We start from the raw sequence: 18,623 nt of genomic DNA on the forward strand, positions 1-18,623 counted from the left end.
TGACTACACGGCGCCGAACGGCAGCGACGATGGAACCCGTCCCCCAGAAACGTCGTCGTCCCGACAGGAGCACCCACCCGTGACCACCACGCCCCTCGCCGACCGGACCACCACGGTGGCAGCCCGCGCCACGGAACTGTCCAAGGTCTACGGACAGGGCGAGACCCAGGTGGTCGCCCTCGACCGGGTCTCCGTCGACTTCCGTCAGGCCGAGTTCACCGCGATCATGGGCCCCTCGGGGTCCGGCAAGTCCACGCTGATGCACTGTGTGGCGGGCCTCGACACCTTCTCCTCCGGCTCCGTGCGCATCGGGGAGACCGAGCTGGGCTCCCTCAAGGACAAGCAGCTCACCAAGCTCCGCCGGGACAAGATCGGCTTCATCTTCCAGGCGTTCAACCTGCTGCCGACGCTGTCGGCCCTGGAGAACATCACCCTCCCGATGGACATCGCGGGCCGCAAGCCCGACAAGGAGTGGCTGGACAAGGTCATCAAGATGATCGGGCTCGCCGACCGCCTCAGCCACCGGCCCTCCCAGCTCTCCGGTGGTCAGCAGCAGCGCGTCGCCGTCGCCCGTGCGCTCGCTTCCCGGCCCGACATCATCTTCGGCGACGAGCCGACCGGAAACCTCGACTCGCGCTCGGGCGCGGAGGTGTTGGGCTTCCTGCGCAACTCGGTACGGGAGTTGGGGCAGACCGTCGTCATGGTCACCCATGACCCGGTCGCCGCGGCCTACGCCGATCGCGTGGTCTTCCTCGCCGACGGCCGCATCGTCGACGAGGTGTTCGAGCCGACCGCGGACTCGGTCCTGGACCGCATGAAGCAGTTCGACGCCAAGGGCCGCACGAGCTGAGGCCCGCCGGGTCGGTCCACCACGGCCGGGCGGGCCGGACAGCGCGCGTGGCGGGCGCTACGGCCGCCCACTGACCCACCGACCCGCCGTGGCACCGTGGCGCCGCCCCCGCCGATCACGGTGGTTCGGCACCGGCCGCACGCGACCACCGCCTGCCCCGGGTTCGGCACCTGTCGGAACCGACCGCCGCAGGCAGGGGCAGCGGGCCGCGTCCCGGCCGACGCATCACCCCGGCGGACGCCGCCCCCCGGCCGATCCAAGCCCGTTCGGCACCGCCGAACACCACCGTCGCGGCTGATCGCCGTCCCGGCGGGGAAGCGGGTGCCGTCCCGGCAGGGAAGAGGCGCCACCCCGAACACCTGACGCCCCGAAGACCTCCCGACCCTCCCTCCCCACTGGACTGAGACAACCCATGTTCCGTACCGCCCTGCGCAACGTGCTCGCGCACAAGGCCAGGCTCCTGATGACCGTGCTCGCCGTGATGCTCGGCGTGGCATTCGTGTCGGGGACCCTGGTCTTCACCAACACCCTCTCGGACGCCTACCAGAAGAGCTCCGCCAAGGGCTTCGACCAGGTCGACGTCGCCATCCAGCCGGAGACCCCGGAGGACAGGGGCGACACGGTCGGCAAGGAGCAGAAGCTCACGCAGGCGCTGCTCGACAAGGCCGCCGCAGTCCCCGGCGCCGGTACCACCATCGGTGTCGTGAACGGCTTCACCGCCATCGCCGACAAGGACGGCAAGCTCATAGGCGGCGGCTTCCAGTCGCAGGGCGGGAACTACTGGGGGGAGCAGGACCCCCGGTATCCGCTGAGCAGCGGCCACGCACCCCAGGGGACGAACGAGATCGCGATCGACTCGGAGACCGCGAAGCGGGCCGGGTACCAGGTCGGCGACACCGTACGGCTGTCCGTGGACGGCCCGGTGCTCACCCCCACCGTCGTCGGCATCTTCACCACCGACGACGGCAATGTCGCCGCGGGCGGCTCCCTCGCCCTCTTCGACACGGCGACCGCGCAGCAGCTCTTCGACCGGGTCGGCGAGTACGACGAGATCGATGTGAAGGCCGCGGCCGGCACCAGCCAGACCGCACTGCGCAGCGCCCTCGACCAGGTCGTCCCGGACGAGATCGCCTCCACCACCACCGGCAAGCAGCTCGCCGACGACCAGGCCGACCAGATCGCCTCGGCGATGAGCGGCATGAAGACGGCCCTGCTGGTGTTCGCCGGTATCGCGCTCTTCGTCGGTACGTTCATCATCGCCAACACCTTCACCATGCTGGTCGCCCAGCGCACCAAGGAGCTGGCCCTGCTGCGTGCCGTCGGCGCCTCGCGCAGGCAGGTCACCCGGTCCGTGCTGCTCGAGGCCTTCGTCGTCGGCACGGTCGCGGCCGTGGCCGGTCTGGCCGCGGGTGTCGGCATCGGTGCGGCCATGCGCTCCCTGGTGGGCTCGCTCGGCGTCGTACCGGACGGCCCGCTGGTGATCTCGCCCGGCACCGTCGCGACGGCCCTGATCGTCGGCGTCCTCATCACGATGCTGGCCGCCTGGCTGCCGGGCCGCCGCGCCGCGAAGATCCCGCCGGTCGCCGCCATGAGCAGCGTGCACGCGAAGGCGACCACCAAGTCCCTCGTCGTACGGAACACGCTCGGCTCGCTGCTCGCCGGCGCGGGCGTCGCCGTAGTCCTGTACGCCACGACCATGAGCGGCTCGGACGGCCAGGCCCCGATGGGCCTCGGCGCGGTACTGCTGATCCTCGGCGTCTTCGTCCTCACCCCGCTGCTGTCCCGCCCGCTGATCGCGGCCGCCGCGCCCGTACTGCGGATCTTCGGGGTCTCCGGCAAGCTCGCCCGCCAGAACTCGGTCCGCAACCCGCGCCGCACCGCGGCGACCGCCTCGGCGCTGATGATCGGCCTCACCCTGATCACCGGGATGACGGTGATGGCGGGCAGCCTGCAGACGTCGATCGACAAGATGGCCAGCTCCGCGATCAAGGCGGACTACGTCGTCTCGATGGCGAACGGCAACTCGCTCTCGCCCGACGTCGAGAAGACCCTCGCCGGTCTCGACGACGTCACCGACACCAGCTCCCTGCGCAACTCGCCCTCACGCATCGACGGTGAGACCGAGTACCTGACGGGCGTCAACGGCGCGGCCATCGCCAAGCTCACCGACCTCACGATCGACAACGGCGCCTTCAAGGTCGGCGGCACGCGGATCGTCGTCGACCAGGACACCGCCGAGTCGCACGGCTGGAAGGCCGGTTCGGACTTCACGGTGTCGTACGAGGACGGCAAGAAGCAGAGCCTGACCGTCGCCGGGGTCTACGAGGGCAACGAGATGATCAACGGCATCATCCTCGACAACGCGACGCTCTCGCCGCACCAGACGGACACCTACGACATGCAGGTCATGCTGAAGACGGCCGGCGGCACGTCCGACGCGACCAAGGACAAGCTGGAGAAGGCCCTCGGCGACAACCCGGCCATCCAGGTCCAGGACAAGAAGGACATCTCCGAGCAGATCGCTCAGATGTTCACGCTCATGCTGAACATGCTCTACGGCCTGCTCGCGATGGCGGTCATCGTCGCCGTCCTCGGTGTCATCAACACCCTGGCCATGTCGGTCTTCGAGCGTTCCCAGGAGATCGGGATGCTCCGCGCGATCGGCCTCGACCGCAAGGGCATCAAGCGGATGGTCCGCCTGGAGTCCCTCGTCATCTCGCTCTTCGGCGGCGTGCTCGGCATCGGCCTGGGCGTGTTCTTCGGCTGGGCGGCCGGTGAACTCATCGGCAGCAGCATGGCGACGTACGAACTGGTCCTGCCCTGGGCCCGGATGGGCATCTTCCTGCTGCTCGCGGCGACGGTCGGTGTCCTGGCCGCGCTGTGGCCGGCCCGGCGTGCGGCCCGCCTGAACATGCTGGCGGCGATCAAGTCCGAGTAGGGACGAGTCGGGATACGTGAGAGGGGCCCCGTTCCTGTTTGCCGGAACGGGGCCCCTCTCATGTCCGTGTCAGTTCCAGGTGCGCGCCCGCAGGGGCATCCCGGAGGCGCCGGAGGGCTCGGGCGTCCTGATCGCCACTACCTGGTTGACGCCGATCCGGTTGCGCTCGAAGGCGAGCGCGGAGGCCGCCATGTAGAGGCGCCACACGCGAGCGCGCCCGGGACTGGTGAGCTGCACGGCCCGCTCCCACTGCGCCTCGAGGTTGGCGACCCAGCGGCGCAGGGTGAGCGCGTAGTGCTCGCGCAGGGACTCGACGTCGCGGACCTCGAACCCGGCCCGCTCCAGCTGCGCCACGGTGGTGCCGATGGGGGCGAGCTCGCCGTCCGGGAAGACATACGCGTCGATGAACTCGTCGACGGAGTACGCCGATTCGTCCCGCCGCGGCCGCCGCCCGATCTGGTGGTTGAGCAACCGGCCGCCGGGCTTGAGGAGTTGGTACAACACGTCCGCGTACTCCAAGTAGCGCTCGGCGCCGACGTGTTCGGCCATGCCGATGGAGGAGATCGCGTCGTACGGCTCGTCGGCGACGTCCCGATAGTCCTGGACCCGGATCTCCACCCGGTCGGTCAGCCCCTCATCGGCGACCCGCTTCCGCGCGTATGCCGCCTGCTCCTGCGAGAGCGTGACTCCGACGACGCTCACGCCGTGCTCACGGGCGGCGTGAATGGCCATCGAGCCCCAGCCGCAGCCGACGTCGAGAAGCCGCTGACCCGGCCTCAGGTCGAGTTTGCGGGCGATGAGTTCCAGCTTGTCGCGCTGGGCGCCCTCGAGGGTGCCGTCCGGCTCCCAATAGGCGCATGAGTAGACCATCGACGGCCCGAGGACGATCTCGTAGAAATCGTTCCCCACGTCGTAGTGGTGGCTGATCGCGCGCTTGTCGCTGTGCTTGGTGTGCAGGTGGCGACGTCTGCGGACCTCCTCGCTGGGCGGGGTCGGCGGCAGCGGGGTTCTGGCCATCACCATCAGCCCGCGGACGGCTGCGCGCACCTCGGGGTCACGCAGGGCGTCCACCAGCCCCCGGGCGCCCTCGCCCCGATCCCACACCAGCCCCGACATCAGGTCGAGCGCGGTGTAGAAGTCGCCCTCGACGCCGAGGTCCCCGGCGACCCAGGCCCTGGCCAGCCCCAACTCACCCGGCTTCCACAGCAGGTGCCGTAGCGCGCGGCGGTTGCGCGCGATGAGGGTGGGGGCGCCGGGCGGTCCCGCTTCCGAGCCGTCCCAGGCGCGGATACGCACCGGAAGCGGGACTCCCAGCAACTGTTCGACAAGGCTCTTCAGCCGCAGCGCGGCGTCTTGCATGGCGTACACCTCCGAGACAAAACTCCCCAAACGCTCCAACACCACGTAAACACCAACTGACCTGGTTCGCAGTCCCCCTAACGCGTTACAACTGAGCAAAATAGTTGTACGCACCATGTGTTTTTCGCCCCCGCCGCCCCTACCCGTCCCACCCCCGGGGGCTCCGCCCCCGAACCCCCGTATCGCCCGAAGGGCTCGTCCTCAAACGCCGGACGGGCTGACATACCCAGCCCGTCCGGCGTTTGAGGACGAGGCCGTTCAGGCCGAACGGGGGTCTGGGGGCGGAGCCCCCAGGAACGGGATGGGGCGGGTAGGGGCGGCGGGGGCGAAAACCCTCGGTCCCGCGCACCCACCGAACGCCGAAACGCCGAAGGGACCCCCCGCACCACGGATGGCGGGAGGCCCCTTCGGGCTGAGCGCTGAACAGTGACCGGAGGTCAGGAGGCCTTGGCCTTCTCCTCCGCCTTGGCGGGCGCCGCAGCGGCCGGCGCCGGCTTCGCGGCCTCGTAGAACTCCTCACGAGGAGACTCGATGGCCCCGAGCGAGACGACCTCACGCTTGAGGAACGCCGCGAGCGTCCACTCCGCGAAGACCCGGATCTTGCGGTTCCAGGTCGGCATGGCCATCCCGTGGTAGGTACGGTGCATGTACCACGCCAGACGACCCTTGAGCTTGATCTTCACCTTGCCCATGACGATCATCGCAACGCCCTTGTGCAGGCCGAGACCCGCGACAGCGCCCGCGTTGGAGTGGCTGTACTCCTTCTGCGGGAAGCCCCGCATACCGGAGATCACGTTGTCGCCGAGGACCTTGGCCTGACGCAGCGCGTGCTGCGCGTTCGGCGGGCACCACGCGTTCTCGACACCGGCCTTGCGGGCGGCGACGTCCGGCACCTGCGCGTTGTCACCGGCGGCCCAGATGTAGTCCGTGCCCTGCACCTGGAGCGTGGCCTGGGTGTCCACGTGACCGCGCGGGCCGAGCGGCAGACCGAAGCGGGAGAGGACGGGGTTCGGCTTGACGCCGGCCGTCCAGACGATCGTGTTGGAGTCGACCTCGAGGCCGTTCTTCAGGACGACATGGCCGTCGACGCACGAGTCCATGGAGGTGGAGAGGTAGATCTCCACACCGCGGCTCTCCAGGTGCTCCTTGCCGTACTGGCCGAGCTTGGGGCCGACCTCGGGGAGGATCTTGTCCGCGGCGTCGACGAGGATGAAACGCATGTCCTCGCGGGACACGTTGTTGTAGTACTTCGACGCGTCGCGGGCCATGTCCTCGACCTCACCGATGGTCTCCGCACCCGCGAAGCCACCGCCGACGAAGACGAAGGTGAGCGCCTTGCGCCGCACCTCTTCATCGGTCGTCGAGTCAGCCTTGTCCAGCTGCTCCAGCACATGGTTGCGCAGGCCGATGGCCTCCTCGATGCCCTTCATGCCGATGCCCTGCTCGGCGAGGCCGGGGATCGGGAAGGTGCGGGAGACCGCGCCCATCGCGATGACGAGGTAGTCGAAAGGCAGCTCGTACGCCTCACCCACGAGGGGGGCGATCGTGGCGACCTTGCGGTCCTGGTCGATGGTGGTGACCCGGCCGGTGAGAACCTCCGCCTTGGGCAGCACGCGTCGCAGTGGGACGACGACATGCCGCGGGGAGATGCTGCCGGCGGCGGCTTCGGGGAGGAAGGGCTGGTAGGTCATGTACGACCGGGGGTCGACAACCGTGACGGTCGCCTCTCCGTAGCGCATCTTCTTGAGAATGCGCCGAGCTGCGTACAGGCCTACGTACCCACCGCCTACTACGAGGATCCTGGGACGCTCCGTGGTGCTCATGCCATCGAGTATCCACCCGCCCCTGGGGGGGCGCTCGTGCGCCCCTTCACAAGCTTGGGTGAGGCCTCTGCTACACTGCGCGGCTCACGTGACGGAGGTCATGGCGGTACGCGGGAACCACCGTGTAATGCGGACCGTTGTCAACACCCCGTGAGCTGCCGCTCCGCGTGCCCGAGTGGGTCGAACAGGCCTCCTGTTTCATCCGCCGGAAACATGCCCGGAACGCTCCGTTGAGCAGCCTCCCGGGCCTGGTGAGCCCCCTAGGGGGACCCGGGCGGCCCTATCGTCGCCCAACAGGGCCGATTTCCTTGTGAACTACTTCACGAAGTTTTCTGGCGGCGTGTCGCCGAGAGAACCCGAATGGCCTCTGATCGCGCTCATACGTTATCCGAACTGCTCAGGAGAGGCTGTCGACGGGTCGTAAAGATCTCAACACACCGCCGCTTCCGTCGCTCTGAGGTCGCACGACGGCGGCCCCGACTCACGCCACGGACCAGGCGATCCCGTCCAGAATGTCGTGCTCGCTGACCACGACCTCCGCCGCGCCGATCCGCTCCATGATCGAGAGCAGTACGAGCGCACCGGCGGCGATGACGTCGACGCGCCCCGGGTGCATCGAGGGGACCGCGGCGCGTTCGGCATGGGTGGAGGCGAGCAGCCACTCCGTGATCTCGCGGACGCGGTCGTAGGAGATCCGGGAGTGGTGGATGGCTGCCGAGTCGTACTCGGGAAGGTTCTGCGCGATGGCCGAGACCGTGGTGACCGAACCCGCGAGACCGACCAGAGTGTGGGCCTCGCGCAGCGGGACGGTCCGCTCCGCGAGGTCCAGCGCGGCCTCGATGTCGGCGCGGATCGCGTCGATCTGAGCGGGGGTCGGCGGGTCGGTGACCACGCCCTCGTGGACGAGGTGGCGCTCGGTCATCCGTACGCAGCCGATGTCCACGGAGCGGGCGGCGCGTACGTGGTCGTCGCCCACGACGAGTTCGGTCGAGCCGCCCCCGATGTCCACGACCAGATAGGGCTTGGCGAGGTCGTCCCGCCCCGCCAGCTCCTTGGTCGCCCCCGTGAAGGAGAACTCGGCCTCCTGGTCCCCGGAGATGACCTCGGGCTCGACCCCGAGGATGTCCAGGACTCCTCGTACGAACTCGTCCCGGTTCTCGGCGTCGCGGGACGCCGAGGTCGCCACGAACCGGAGCCTCTCGGCGCCGTGTTCCTTGACGATCGCCGCGTACTCGCGGCAGGCCGCGAAGGTCCGTTCCAGGGCCTCGGGTGCGAGTCGGCCGGTGCGGTCGACGCCCTGGCCGAGCCGGACGATCGTCATCCGGCGGTCCAGTTCGACGAGTTCCCCTGTGTCCGGGTGGGCGTCGGCGACGAGGAGGCGAATGGAGTTCGTACCGCAGTCGATGGCGGCGACGCGTGTCACTTCTCGTCCTCCCCGTCCGTGTCGTCCGTGTCGTCCGTGTCGAAGAAGCCGCCTCCGTTGGCGCCGAGCTTCTGGATGTCCTCCTGGGTCGAGGTGGACGGCACCACGCACGCCCCCTTGCGCCACCACTCCGGCAGCATCGCGATCGCCTCGTCGCCCAGCGGGTTCACCCCCGGACCCGCGGCCAGGGAGTGCGCCACCAGCACGTGCAGGCACTTCACCCGGTCCGGCATGCCGCCGGCGCTCGGGAAGCCCTCCAGGACCTCCATGGCATCGCGACGGGCGATGTAGTCCTCGTGGGCGGCGCGATAGGCGGCGGCCAGCTCGGGGTCGGTCGCCAGCCGGTCCGTCATCTCCTTCATGACGCCGTTGGCCTCGAGCGTGCCGATCGCCGAGGCGGCGCGCGGGCACGTCAGGTAGTACGTCGTCGGGAACGGCGTCCCGTCGGGGAGCCGGGGCGCCGTCTCCACCACGTCCGGCTGCCCGCAGGGACAGCGGTGCGCGATCGCGCGCAGTCCGCGCGGCGGCCGGCCGAGCTGCTGCTTGAAGGCCTCGACATCCGCGTCGGTCGGCTCGGTGCGCGGGGTGGGCGGCGGGGGCGTTTCCATGCCTGTGCTCAAGTCTCTTTCTTCGTCACTTCGTCACTTCGACGGTTCACCGGTCGGAGCGGTCGGACTTGTCGACGCCGTCCCAGACGTTGGCGTACCAGGGCCGGGCTGCCGCCCCCTGGTTCGTCCGCGACTGCTTCGCCGCGTCCGGGTCGATCACGACGTATCCGGTCTCGCCCGGCATCACATAATGCAGCCGCTCCCGGATCTGCTGCTCCGCGTACGCGTCGTCCTGCCAGCGTGCCTTGAGGTCGCGCAACTGCTCGACCCGCGCCCGGGCCTGCTCCCGCTGCCGCTCCAGGTCGGCGATCTCGGCGCGCTGGGACACGTACTGCCTTATCGGGTACGCGAGCGCCACGATCAGGGAACAGATGACGAGGGCGAGGAGCGCGGCCCGCCCGGTCAGCCGGGAACGGCGGGCCTGGCGCTTGGTCTGGGAGCGGTAGACCCGGGCGGCCGTCTGCTCGCCGAGCAGCCGCAGCCTGGTCGCGGTGGAGAACCGGTCCCGGTCCTTCACGGCCATGAGTCCCGCCTCCCCGATACCTGTACCCACCTGGACGTGCGTACGTCCCCGCACACGGTACGGGACCGAGTACGGGGACGTACGTACGACGCTTCCTACGGCTGCAACGCTCAGCCCTTGCTGTGCCCATGGTCCGCAAAGCGGAACTGCGGGAACGCTCAGCCCTTGCTGTGCCCATGGTCCGCAAAGCGGAACTGCGGGAACGCTCAGCCCTTGCTGTGCCCATGGTCCGCAAAGCGGAACTGCGGGAACGCTCAGCCCTTGCTGTGCCCATGGTCCGCAAAGCGGAACTGCGGGAACGCTCAGCCCTTGAAGCGCGGGAACGCGCTGCGACCCGCGTACACCGCCGCGTCGTCGAGGATCTCCTCGATGCGCAGCAGCTGGTTGTACTTGGCGACGCGGTCCGAGCGGGCCGGGGCGCCGGTCTTGATCTGGCCGCAGTTCACGGCGACGGCGAGGTCGGCGATGGTGACGTCCTCGGTCTCGCCGGAGCGGTGGGACATCATGCACTTGAAGCCGTTGCGCTGGGCCATCTCCACGGCGTCCAGCGTCTCGGTCAGCGAGCCGATCTGGTTCACCTTGACGAGCAGGGCGTTCGCGGAGCCCTCCTCGATGCCGCGGGCCAGACGCTCCGGGTTGGTGACGAAGAGGTCGTCGCCGACGATCTGGACCTTGTCGCCCAGCTTCTCGGTGATGACGTTCCAGCCGGCCCAGTCGTCCTCGTACAGCGGGTCCTCGATGGAGACCAGCGGGTACGCGGAGACGAGCTCCTCGTAGTACTCGGTCATCTCGGCGGCCGAGCGGGACTTGCCCTCGAACTCGTACTTGCCGTCCTTGTAGAACTCGGACGCGGCGACGTCGAGCGCGAGCGCGATCTGCTCGCCGGGGATGTAACCGGCCTGCTTGATGGCCTCGAGGATGAGGTCGAGCGCGGCGCGGTTGGACTCCAGGTTCGGGGCGAAGCCGCCCTCGTCACCGAGGCCGGTGGACAGGCCCTTGGTCTTCAGCACCTTCTTGAGGGTGTGGTAGACCTCGGCGCCCCAGCGCAGGGCCTCGGAGAAGGACTCCGCGCCGATCGGGGCGATCATGAACTCCTGGATGTCGACGTTCGAGTCGGCGTGCGACCCGCCGTTCAGGATGTTCATCATCGGAACGGGCAGCAGGTGCGCGTTCGGGCCGCCCAGGTAGCGGAAGAGGGGGAGGTCGGACGCCTCGGAGGCGGCGTGCGCGACGGCGAGCGAGACGCCGAGGATGGCGTTGGCGCCGAGGGAGCCCTTGTTGTCGGTGGCGTCCAGGTCGAACATCGCCTGGTCGATCAGGCGCTGCTCGGTGGCGTCGTAGCCGACGAGCTCCGGGCCGATCTGCTCGATGACCGCGAGGACGGCCTTCTCGACACCCTTGCCCTGGTAACGGTTGGGGTCACCGTCACGGAGCTCGATGGCCTCGAAGGCGCCGGTGGAGGCGCCGGACGGAACGGCGGCACGACCCGTGCTGCCGTCGTCGAGGCCAACCTCGACCTCGACCGTGGGGTTGCCTCGGGAGTCCAGGATTTCCCGGGCTACGACGACGTCGATGGACGGCACGAGCATCTCCTTCTGGGATGTGACGCGGGTACGCGGGGCCGCGAGGCCCGCACGGCGCGGAGCCTCGTTCGGCTACGCGAGATGAGCCTAACCGGCCCGGAGGGATCGGCCAGCCGGTCGACCACCTCTTGGGCAGAACTGAGGGTAAACATTGTTCCCCGGGGGAACAAAAAGCCCCGCTCCGGCGCGTACGGGGGAACACGCGCCGGAGCGGGGAGCCCGGGGGGACGGGGGGACCCTCATCGGGGTCTCCAGTGTGGAGACCCCTCTTATGAGGGGGCTGTCATTCAGCTGAGGGCAGCCGAGGTCACCCCCGGCCGGCCGAGGTCAGCTGAGGTGAAGCTGCTGACCCGGGTAGATGAAGTCCGCGTCGTCGACGATGTCCTTGTTCAGCTTGAACAGCTGCTGCCAGCCACCCTTGACGTTCTTCTTCTCGGCGATCGTGCTGAGGGAGTCACCCGCGACGACCTTGTACTCGCCGTCGCCCTTCGCGACCTTCTCGCCGGTCGGGGTGGAGACGGTCTTTTCGGCGGCCGGGCGCTCCGCCGAACGGGAGGCGGGCTGCTCCGTCGTACGGGTGGTGCTCGTGCCGGTGCTCGCGCTCTGCGTGTCGGCCGAGGACGCGGTGGAGGGCGCGCTGCTGCTCGTACCGCCGCTGTACGGGGTGCTGGACAGGCCCGTGCCACAGGTCGGCCAGGCGCCCTTGCCCTGCCCGGCGAGGACCTTCTCGCCGATGGCGATCTGCTGGGACTTGGAGGCCTGGTCGGCGGTGGACGCGTAGGCGGTGCCACCGTACGCGGCCCAGGTGGAGGCCGAGAACTGCAGGCCGCCGTAGTAGCCGTTGCCGGTGTTGATGGACCAGTTGCCGCCGGCCTCGCACTGGGCGACGGCGTCCCACTCGGAGTCGGTGGCGGCGGAGGCGTTGCCGGCCGCCATCAGCGGGGCGGCGATGGCCACACCGGTGACACCGGCGAGCGTGGCGATACGGGTCGCCTTGGACGGGCGGCGGTGCTTGCCCTTGCTGAGCAGCATGGAGTGATCCCCTCACCGACGCCTGCGAGGTGAGCTGTCGGGTTCGGGCGGGTGAGTGCCCGGCCGCGCGCTCTCGGCGCACGTCTTCACCCCAAGCCACTCCCGGTCAACTACCGGGCGTGGCACTTACCTTGGGTCCCCCGCTCCTGCCTACGGCGCTTGACGCGTCGACTGTTCCCGTACGGCCGCTGGCAGGATTCGGCGTTGCGATCGTCGGGGCCCGCTGTGGCGAGCGGTGATGACCGTAGGCAGGTAATCGGCGGAATTTCAAAGACGATCAGGGCTTCTGAGACTCATGTCTCAGTCTCACCAAACCGGACATTCCACGTCGAACCATGACGTGAACTACCGCTGCTTTTCGCCCGATTCAGCACTAACTGCAAGGCTCTGACCGGGGAGGATGAGGTCCGGATCGGCGCCGACCGTCCCCTCGTTCGCGGCGTACAGCTCCGACCATCCGCCTTCGAGGTCAAGGGAGTCGGCGATGGTCCAGAGATTGTCGCCGACGCGGACGACGTACGAGCCGTCGACGACGTCTCGGGATGCGCCGGAGTCGCGGGAGGCATGCCGGCCGGAGGAGTCGCCGGTACGTCCGTCCACCGAACTGCCGGTCGCACTACCGCTCGTGTCCTCGTCGGCACTGCCGCCGCGGTGGCGCCCGGCGCCGGTCGTCGCACCCTCGGACGTACTCGACGAGTCGTCACTCTGACCCGACTTGTCCGACTCGTCACTCTTCGCCGTGGCTGTGGAGGGGCTGTTGGAATGCTGAGAGTCGGAGTCACCCTCGGTGCCGGACGACGTGGCGGCCTTCGTCGTGTTCCCGGCCGCACCCGAGGGCGAGTCGGACGAAGTCGAGCCCGACGACGGCGAGTCGGACGAGTCGGACGAATCAGAAGAATCGGATGAATTCGACGATCCGGATGAGCTGGACGAGCCGGACGCGTCGTCCACCACACCCGTGTCGACCTCGAACTCGGCCGAGTTCGCACTGAGCCCGGAGAGCGGTCCGCAGGTGGGCCAGGCCACGAGGCCCTTGTCGTCAAGAAGCCGTTCGGCGAGGGCTATCTGCTGCGAGCGGCTGGCCTGGTCGGCGCTGGGCGCGTAGGTGAGGCCGCCGTACTTCTCCCAGTTCTCCTGGGTCACTTGCAGGCCGCCGTAGTACCCGTTGCCGTTGTCGGCGCTCCACTCGCCGCCGCTCTCGCACTCCGCGACCCGGTCCCATGTGGTGCCGTCGGCCGCACTCGCACCGGTGGCACCGAGCAACGGGATGGCGATGGCCGATCCGGTCACTCCTGCCGCGACGATGAGGGCCGGAGCCTGACGGGGGCGACGATGGCGGCCGTTCCCGGAGAGCATGCGGAAGCCTTTCGCGTGACAGCAGATGACTGCGCGACGTATGAGCCGCGTTGACGAGTGAACGTATCCGCACCCGAACACTTGTCACAAGTCGATGCAGCGCAGATCACGTGAAGATCACAGAGTTGAGCGTCCGTCACCTTTTCGTGACCGGATGATCGTGATCCCGACATGCCTACGGACCCGGTGTGAACTCCACCGGAAGCGTGCGCAATCCCCGCATAATGAGACCGCCACGCCAGCGCAAATCGGCTGAATCCCCCGCGAGTTGGAGGTCGGGGAGGCGGGTGAGGAGAGTGGCGAGCGCGGTCTGCCCCTCCAGTCGGGCGAGGGGAGCGCCGAGGCAGTAGTGGATGCCGTGGCCGTAGCCGAGGTGTTGGTTGTCACGGCGGGAGAGGTCGAGCGCGTCCGGCCGGTCGAACCGTTCAGGGTCGCGATCCGCCGCGGCGAGTACGACGAGAACGGGGTCGCCGGGCGCGATGTTCTGCCCGCCGATGTTGACGGCCTCGGTCGCGAACCGCCAGGTGGCGAGTTCGACGGGGCCGTCGTAGCGCAGGAGTTCCTCGACACCGGTTGCCAGCAGCGCCGTCTCCTTGGCGGCGAGGGAGGCCTGCAGCCGCTGTCGCTGCTCGGGGTGGGTGAGCAGGGCGTAGGTGCCGTTGCCGATCAGGTTCACGGTCGTCTCGAAACCTGCGAACAGGAGGATGAAGGCCATCGCCGCGGCCTCGTTCTCGGTGAGGTGCTCGCCGTGGTCGGAGGCGCGGATGAGGCCGGAGATGAGGTCTTCGCCGGGGGCGGGCGTGTCGGAGAGGGCCTCGCGCTTCTTGTGGATGAGCTCGGCGAGGTATCCGCGCATCTTCTTGACGGACCGCGCGACCCCACCCCGCGGCCCTCCGCCGTGCCGGATCATCATCCCCGCCCAGTCCCGGAAGTCGTCCTGGTCCTCGCGGGGGACGCCCAACAGGTCGCAGATGGCGTAGATGGGGAGCGGGAACGCGAACTCGTGGATGAGGTCGGCGGAGCCCTTGTCGGCGAACTGGTCGATGAGGTGGTCGGTGAGCTCCTGCACACGCGGCGCGAACTCCGCCACCCGCCGCGGCGTGAACGCCTTGCTGACGAGCCGCCGCAGCCGGGTGTGGTCCGGCGGATCGATGTTCAGCAGATGCGTCATCAGCTCGGCTTTCCGCTCCCCCGGAATGCCCGTCTTCCCCTTCGCGTGCGCGGGTTCGTCGTGATGGGCCGGGTTCTTGGACAGCCGCGCGTCGGCGAGCGCCTGCTTGGCGTCCGCGTAACGGGTGACGAGCCAGGCCTCCACCCCACTGGGGAGCCGCGTTCTGTGCACGGGCGCGTGCTCCCTGAGCCAGGCGTACGCCGGGTAGGGGTTGGTGGCGAACTCCCAGGTGAAGAGTTCGGGGGCGGGGCTGAACGGTGGGGGCTGGTCGGTCACGCCCTGACGGTATCCGGAGGTACGGCGCCCGCAACTCCGTGGTTCGCCGCCAGGAGCCATCGGAAACCGGGTTGGGCGCGCGCCCCGCCGCGATGGCCTTGCGCCCGCTTCACCCCAGACTCTCCGTACATGACCTGCCGTTTGACTCGGCGACTCATCACCTCCCTAAATCGCGCCGTGGACCCCGAAATACTCAGATCCAGTTTCGCGGTCGTCGAGAGACGCGCCGAGTTCGCGGTCAAGTACTTCTACTCGCATCTCTTCCGGCACCACCCGGACGTCCGCGGGCTCTTCCCGCTGGACTTTCCGGAGGACATGCAGCGGCAGCGCGACCGGTTGTTCGCGGCGCTCACGTATGTGATGGAGCGGCTGGAGGATCCGGCGCTGCCGGGCTACTTGCGGGAGCTGGGGCGGGATCACCGGAAGTATCTGGCCGAGCCGGAACACTATGCCGCCGTGGGGGCGAGTCTGCTCGCCGCGTTCGCCGTCGTCGCGGGGTCGACGTGGAACGCGGAGACCGAGAAGGCCTGGGGTGAGGCGTACGGGGCGATCACCAACGTCATGCTCCAGGGCGCGTGGGAGGCGCAGCACGCGGGTGAACCGCCCTGGTGGGATGCCGAGGTCGTGAACCGGGCGCTGCACGGCGAGGATCTCGTCGTGCTGACCCTGCGACCGCAGCACCGCCTCCGCTACTTCCCCGGCCAGTACGTCAGCGTCAACATCCCCCATCTGCCGGGCATTTGGCGGCCGTACTCACTGGGCAACGCGCCCCGCGCCGACCACACCCTCGACCTGCACGTCAGCCGTGTCGAGGGCGGGGTGCTCTCCACCGCCCTGGTCCGGCGCACCCGGGCGGGCGACATCCTGCGGCTCGGCGCGCCCGGCGGCGGGCTGATCCTGCGCACGCCCATCGTGCGGCCGCTCACCTTCATCGCGGCCGGCACGGGGTGGGCCCCCGTCAAGGCGCTGCTGCAGCAACTCGACGCCACACACGAGGTGAGGCTGTTCCTCGTCGCCCGGGACACCTCGTACCTCTACGACCGGTCCGCCGTGGAGCGTTTACAGGCCCGGCTCACCCGGCTCACGGTCACGTTCATCACCCCGGCGCCCGGCCGCCCCAGGACCCAGGCCACCGAACGGCTGCTGACCGCGCTGGGCAACCGGGCCGGCTGGGCCCGGCAGGACGTCTATCTGGCCGGTCCGCCCAAGCTCGTCGAGGACATCGGCGAGGCTCTTCCCGCGCTCGGCGCCCCGCCCGAGCGGATCTTCCACGACCTGCTGCCGCCCAGCGGGCAGGAGCGCCCCCGACCGCTGGGCTCGGCGGAGTGGCTGCTCGACCGGCCGCAACCGAACTGGCACAACCCGTCCGGGCGCGCCCCGAGCTCGTAACCCTGCCCCGTCGGGGAGCCCAGGCCGGTCGTACCGCCTCGTTCCCGGTGCCGCCGAGAAGTGCCGCGCCCGGAACCAGGAACCGCCGCCCGGCACCCCGCTACGACGAGGGAAGGACCATCAGACGCGCCGAACGCGCCGAAGGCGCCGAAACCCTTGCCGAACTTCGGGCAACCCGAAGATAAAGATCAAGCTCGGCTCCCCTCCGTCGCACGGATCGCGTCCCGATACGCCCGGGCCGCGGCCCGCAGCGCCGCCTCCGGGTCCACGCCCTCGGCCTCGGCGTGCGCGGCCATGGCCAGCAATTCGTACCCGACGCCTTCGCCCTGCGGCAGCGGCACCTCGAGGCCCGCCGTGCGCACCCGCGACGACAGCTTCGCCGCGAGCGCAAGGCCCGGCTGGCCCAGCGGTATCCCCTCCGTCACCGACGTCCGCTGCTTCTCCACGGCCTTCGTGCGCAGCCAGTGCTCCTTGACCTCGTCGGGGGTCGTGGCCGTCTCGTCGCCGAACACGTGCGGGTGGCGGTGGATCAGCTTGGCGACGATGCCGCCCGCCACGTCGTCGATCGAGAAGGGGGCGGCGCCGTCCTCCTCGCTGCCTTCCTCGGCGATCCGGGCGTGGAAGACGACCTGAAGCAGGACGTCGCCGAGCTCTTCCCTGAGCTCGTCCCGGTCGCCCTCCTCGATCGCCTCGACGAGCTCGTACGCCTCCTCGATCCCGTACTTGGCCAGGCCCTTGTGGGTCTGCTGGGACGACCACGGGCACTCGACGCGGATGCGGTCCATGACCTGGACGAGGTCGAGGAGGCGGGCACCCGGTAGGTCGTACGAGGCGGGGAGCAGCTCCAGCTCCGGCATCTGTATGCGGCCGGTGCCGGCGAGCCGGGCCAGGCCGTCGGTGAGGCGTGGCTCTCCCTCGCCGGTGGCGACGACGACCACGGTGCGACCGCCGGCGCAGGCGTCGACCAGGTCCTGGGCGCTGGGAGACAGCTCATCGACGGTGATGCCGGCCTCGCGCAGATACGGCAGCTGCGGGTGCGCGCCGTCCGCGCACAGCACCTGGTCGGCGCCGCGCAGTGCCTGCCAGGCGGGCCAGGACAGCAGCCCGGGCGCGACACGGTGGCTGGTGGTGAGCAGGACGATTCGGCCGGGGGCGAGGTCGGGTTCAGAGCCGGGGCCGGTGGCGTCGGAGCCGGCCGCCTCAGGGGCGTCGTCGAAGCTGGTTGCGTTCACCCATCGAACGTAACCCACGCCGCCGACAGCCCAGCAGTTATCCACAGGCCTGGCCGTCGAATATCCACAGGCCGGTCGGCTGAACCGTTTATCCAACGATTTATCCAGCGGTTTATCCCACGACTTATCCACAGCCGTCGGCTCGCACGGCACGCGCGCACCGCGCCCGGGCGCCACACCCGCGCACCGCACCCCACCCACTACGCCGTCTGCTGGGCCCCCGCCGACGTGATCTCCCGCAGCCACGGCGTCTTCACATCGACCCGGCTGCTCTTCTGGACGTCCCAGGCGCCGTAGCGCGGGTTCAGATCGACGTTCAGCTTCTTGGACGCCTCGGACATGGCCTTCCAGAACGTGGCCTTGCCCTCGGTGGTGTTCATGTCGGCGCCGAGCACGGCGGCCAGCTTCTGGGCCTCGATCTCGGTGTGAAGGTTTTCGTCGAGACGCCCCGGCGCCACCCCGTACTGCTGCAGCCAGGCCGCCTCCAGCGCCTTCGCGCTTCCAGCCTGCTGTTCCAGTGCGGCCCGCATCTGCTGGGTGTCGTTGCGGGTGACGGTCACGCCCGCGTCCTTGGCCGCCCGCTCCAGGACCCGCTCGAGGACCATGGTGTGCAGGGTGTCGCGGGTGAGGCCGGCGGTCTTGGCGACGGCCTGCTCGTACTGGGCCTGGTCCGTGGTGGCGGCCAGTTGCGCCGACCGCACCTCGTTCACCCGGCTCTCCAGCTGCGCGACCGTGATCCGCTGGCCGCCGACGACGGCCGCGGCACCCGGGTGCGCTTGGTTGCCGCACGCGGTGAGGAGGGGGCCCGCGGCGACGATCGCGGCGGAGAGGACTAGCGCGGTGCGACGGCGGCGGTGCAAGGAAACCTCCCGAGGAGATTGTGCGACGGTGCACAAAGTCTTGCGGTGATCGATGGTAGGCAGTGGCCCAGCTCTCGGCCACCCTTTCGACCAACGATTCGCTCCGCCTTCAGGCACCGTCGCACCATCACATCGGCGGCACACGGGTCACATGGGGCCCGGCCGCATGGGGCACACGGGTCACCTGGGCGTCAGCCCGT

General features: G+C 69.4%; 14 protein-coding genes and 1 riboswitch. Of the genes, 3 read left to right on the forward strand and 11 right to left on the reverse strand.

Annotation, left to right across the window (positions count from 1 at the left end; translation table 11 throughout):
• Positions 1–79: 79 nt before the first annotated feature.
• Entirely contained in the window at positions 80–850 is a 771-nt protein-coding gene (locus ACX28W_RS13710; protein WP_362085745.1) for an ABC transporter ATP-binding protein, read from the forward strand.
• Between the two features lie 412 nt (positions 851–1,262).
• Positions 1,263–3,788, forward strand: a complete 2,526-nt coding sequence (locus ACX28W_RS13715) for an ABC transporter permease (protein WP_458999187.1) — start codon at positions 1,263–1,265, stop codon at positions 3,786–3,788.
• Between the two features lie 69 nt (positions 3,789–3,857).
• On the opposite strand, the gene ACX28W_RS13720 is transcribed toward ACX28W_RS13715, so the two are convergent.
• The 9 genes from ACX28W_RS13720 to ACX28W_RS13760 form a co-directional block, all read right to left on the reverse strand.
• Complete coding sequence (locus tag ACX28W_RS13720; RefSeq protein ID WP_458999188.1) at positions 3,858–5,147, reverse strand: class I SAM-dependent methyltransferase; 1,290 nt, start codon at positions 5,145–5,147, stop codon at positions 3,858–3,860.
• Positions 5,148–5,584: 437 nt separating this feature from the next.
• On the reverse strand, positions 5,585–6,970 hold the full coding sequence (locus ACX28W_RS13725) for an NAD(P)/FAD-dependent oxidoreductase (protein WP_458999189.1): 1,386 nt from the start codon (positions 6,968–6,970) through the stop codon (positions 5,585–5,587).
• Positions 6,971–7,451: 481 nt separating this feature from the next.
• On the reverse strand, positions 7,452–8,393 hold the full coding sequence (locus ACX28W_RS13730) for a Ppx/GppA phosphatase family protein (protein ID WP_458999190.1): 942 nt from the start codon (positions 8,391–8,393) through the stop codon (positions 7,452–7,454).
• Positions 8,390–9,001, reverse strand: coding sequence for a DUF501 domain-containing protein (locus ACX28W_RS13735; RefSeq protein ID WP_458999251.1), 612 nt, complete (start codon positions 8,999–9,001; stop codon positions 8,390–8,392). The genes ACX28W_RS13730 and ACX28W_RS13735 overlap by 4 nt, the downstream gene beginning before the upstream one ends.
• Positions 9,002–9,047: 46 nt before the next feature.
• Positions 9,048–9,524 (reverse strand): FtsB family cell division protein, encoded by a 477-nt coding sequence (locus ACX28W_RS13740; protein ID WP_458999191.1) that lies wholly within the window; start codon positions 9,522–9,524, stop codon positions 9,048–9,050.
• A gap of 302 nt (positions 9,525–9,826) precedes the next feature.
• Positions 9,827–11,113 (reverse strand): phosphopyruvate hydratase, encoded by a 1,287-nt coding sequence (gene eno / locus ACX28W_RS13745; RefSeq protein ID WP_028803896.1) that lies wholly within the window; start codon positions 11,111–11,113, stop codon positions 9,827–9,829.
• A 321-nt stretch (positions 11,114–11,434) separates the two neighbouring features.
• Entirely contained in the window at positions 11,435–12,139 is a 705-nt protein-coding gene (locus ACX28W_RS13750) for a transglycosylase family protein (protein WP_458999192.1), read from the reverse strand.
• A gap of 4 nt (positions 12,140–12,143) precedes the next feature.
• Positions 12,144–12,307, reverse strand: a riboswitch (cyclic di-AMP (ydaO/yuaA leader).
• Between the two features lie 177 nt (positions 12,308–12,484).
• On the reverse strand, positions 12,485–13,495 hold the full coding sequence (locus ACX28W_RS13755; RefSeq protein WP_458999194.1) for a transglycosylase family protein: 1,011 nt from the start codon (positions 13,493–13,495) through the stop codon (positions 12,485–12,487).
• A 175-nt stretch (positions 13,496–13,670) separates the two neighbouring features.
• A complete protein-coding gene (locus ACX28W_RS13760; RefSeq protein ID WP_458999195.1) occupies positions 13,671–14,942 on the reverse strand; it encodes a cytochrome P450 family protein in 1,272 nt (423 codons plus the stop codon).
• Between the two features lie 177 nt (positions 14,943–15,119).
• On the opposite strand from ACX28W_RS13760, the gene ACX28W_RS13765 reads away from it, so the two are divergent.
• A complete protein-coding gene (locus tag ACX28W_RS13765) occupies positions 15,120–16,331 on the forward strand; it encodes a globin domain-containing protein (protein WP_458999196.1) in 1,212 nt (403 codons plus the stop codon).
• Between the two features lie 188 nt (positions 16,332–16,519).
• On the opposite strand, the gene ACX28W_RS13770 is transcribed toward ACX28W_RS13765, so the two are convergent.
• Entirely contained in the window at positions 16,520–17,563 is a 1,044-nt protein-coding gene (locus ACX28W_RS13770) for a nucleoside triphosphate pyrophosphohydrolase (protein WP_458999197.1), read from the reverse strand.
• Between the two features lie 200 nt (positions 17,564–17,763).
• The gene (locus tag ACX28W_RS13775) at positions 17,764–18,423 is read right to left on the reverse strand and encodes a SurA N-terminal domain-containing protein (RefSeq protein WP_458999198.1); all 660 of its coding nucleotides are present in this window, start codon (positions 18,421–18,423) and stop codon (positions 17,764–17,766) included.
• Positions 18,424–18,623 lie beyond the last annotated feature (200 nt).

This window comes from Streptomyces sp. SD15 (genome assembly GCF_054462255.1).

Bases quoted from the DNA above. Each gene is read 5' to 3' on its own strand.
- ACX28W_RS13715 (WP_458999187.1), top strand. From the start codon at position 1,263: ATGTTCCGTACCGCCCTGCGCAACGTGCTCGCGCACAAGGCCAGGCTC.
- ACX28W_RS13720 (WP_458999188.1), bottom strand. From the start codon at position 5,147: ATGCAAGACGCCGCGCTGCGGCTGAAGAGCCTTGTCGAACAGTTGCTG.
- ACX28W_RS13725 (WP_458999189.1), bottom strand. From the start codon at position 6,970: ATGAGCACCACGGAGCGTCCCAGGATCCTCGTAGTAGGCGGTGGGTAC.
- ACX28W_RS13735 (WP_458999251.1), bottom strand. From the start codon at position 9,001: ATGGAAACGCCCCCGCCGCCCACCCCGCGCACCGAGCCGACCGACGCG.
- ACX28W_RS13740 (WP_458999191.1), bottom strand. From the start codon at position 9,524: ATGGCCGTGAAGGACCGGGACCGGTTCTCCACCGCGACCAGGCTGCGG.
- eno (WP_028803896.1), bottom strand. From the start codon at position 11,113: ATGCTCGTGCCGTCCATCGACGTCGTCGTAGCCCGGGAAATCCTGGAC.
- ACX28W_RS13750 (WP_458999192.1), bottom strand. From the start codon at position 12,139: ATGCTGCTCAGCAAGGGCAAGCACCGCCGCCCGTCCAAGGCGACCCGT.
- ACX28W_RS13755 (WP_458999194.1), bottom strand. From the start codon at position 13,495: ATGCTCTCCGGGAACGGCCGCCATCGTCGCCCCCGTCAGGCTCCGGCC.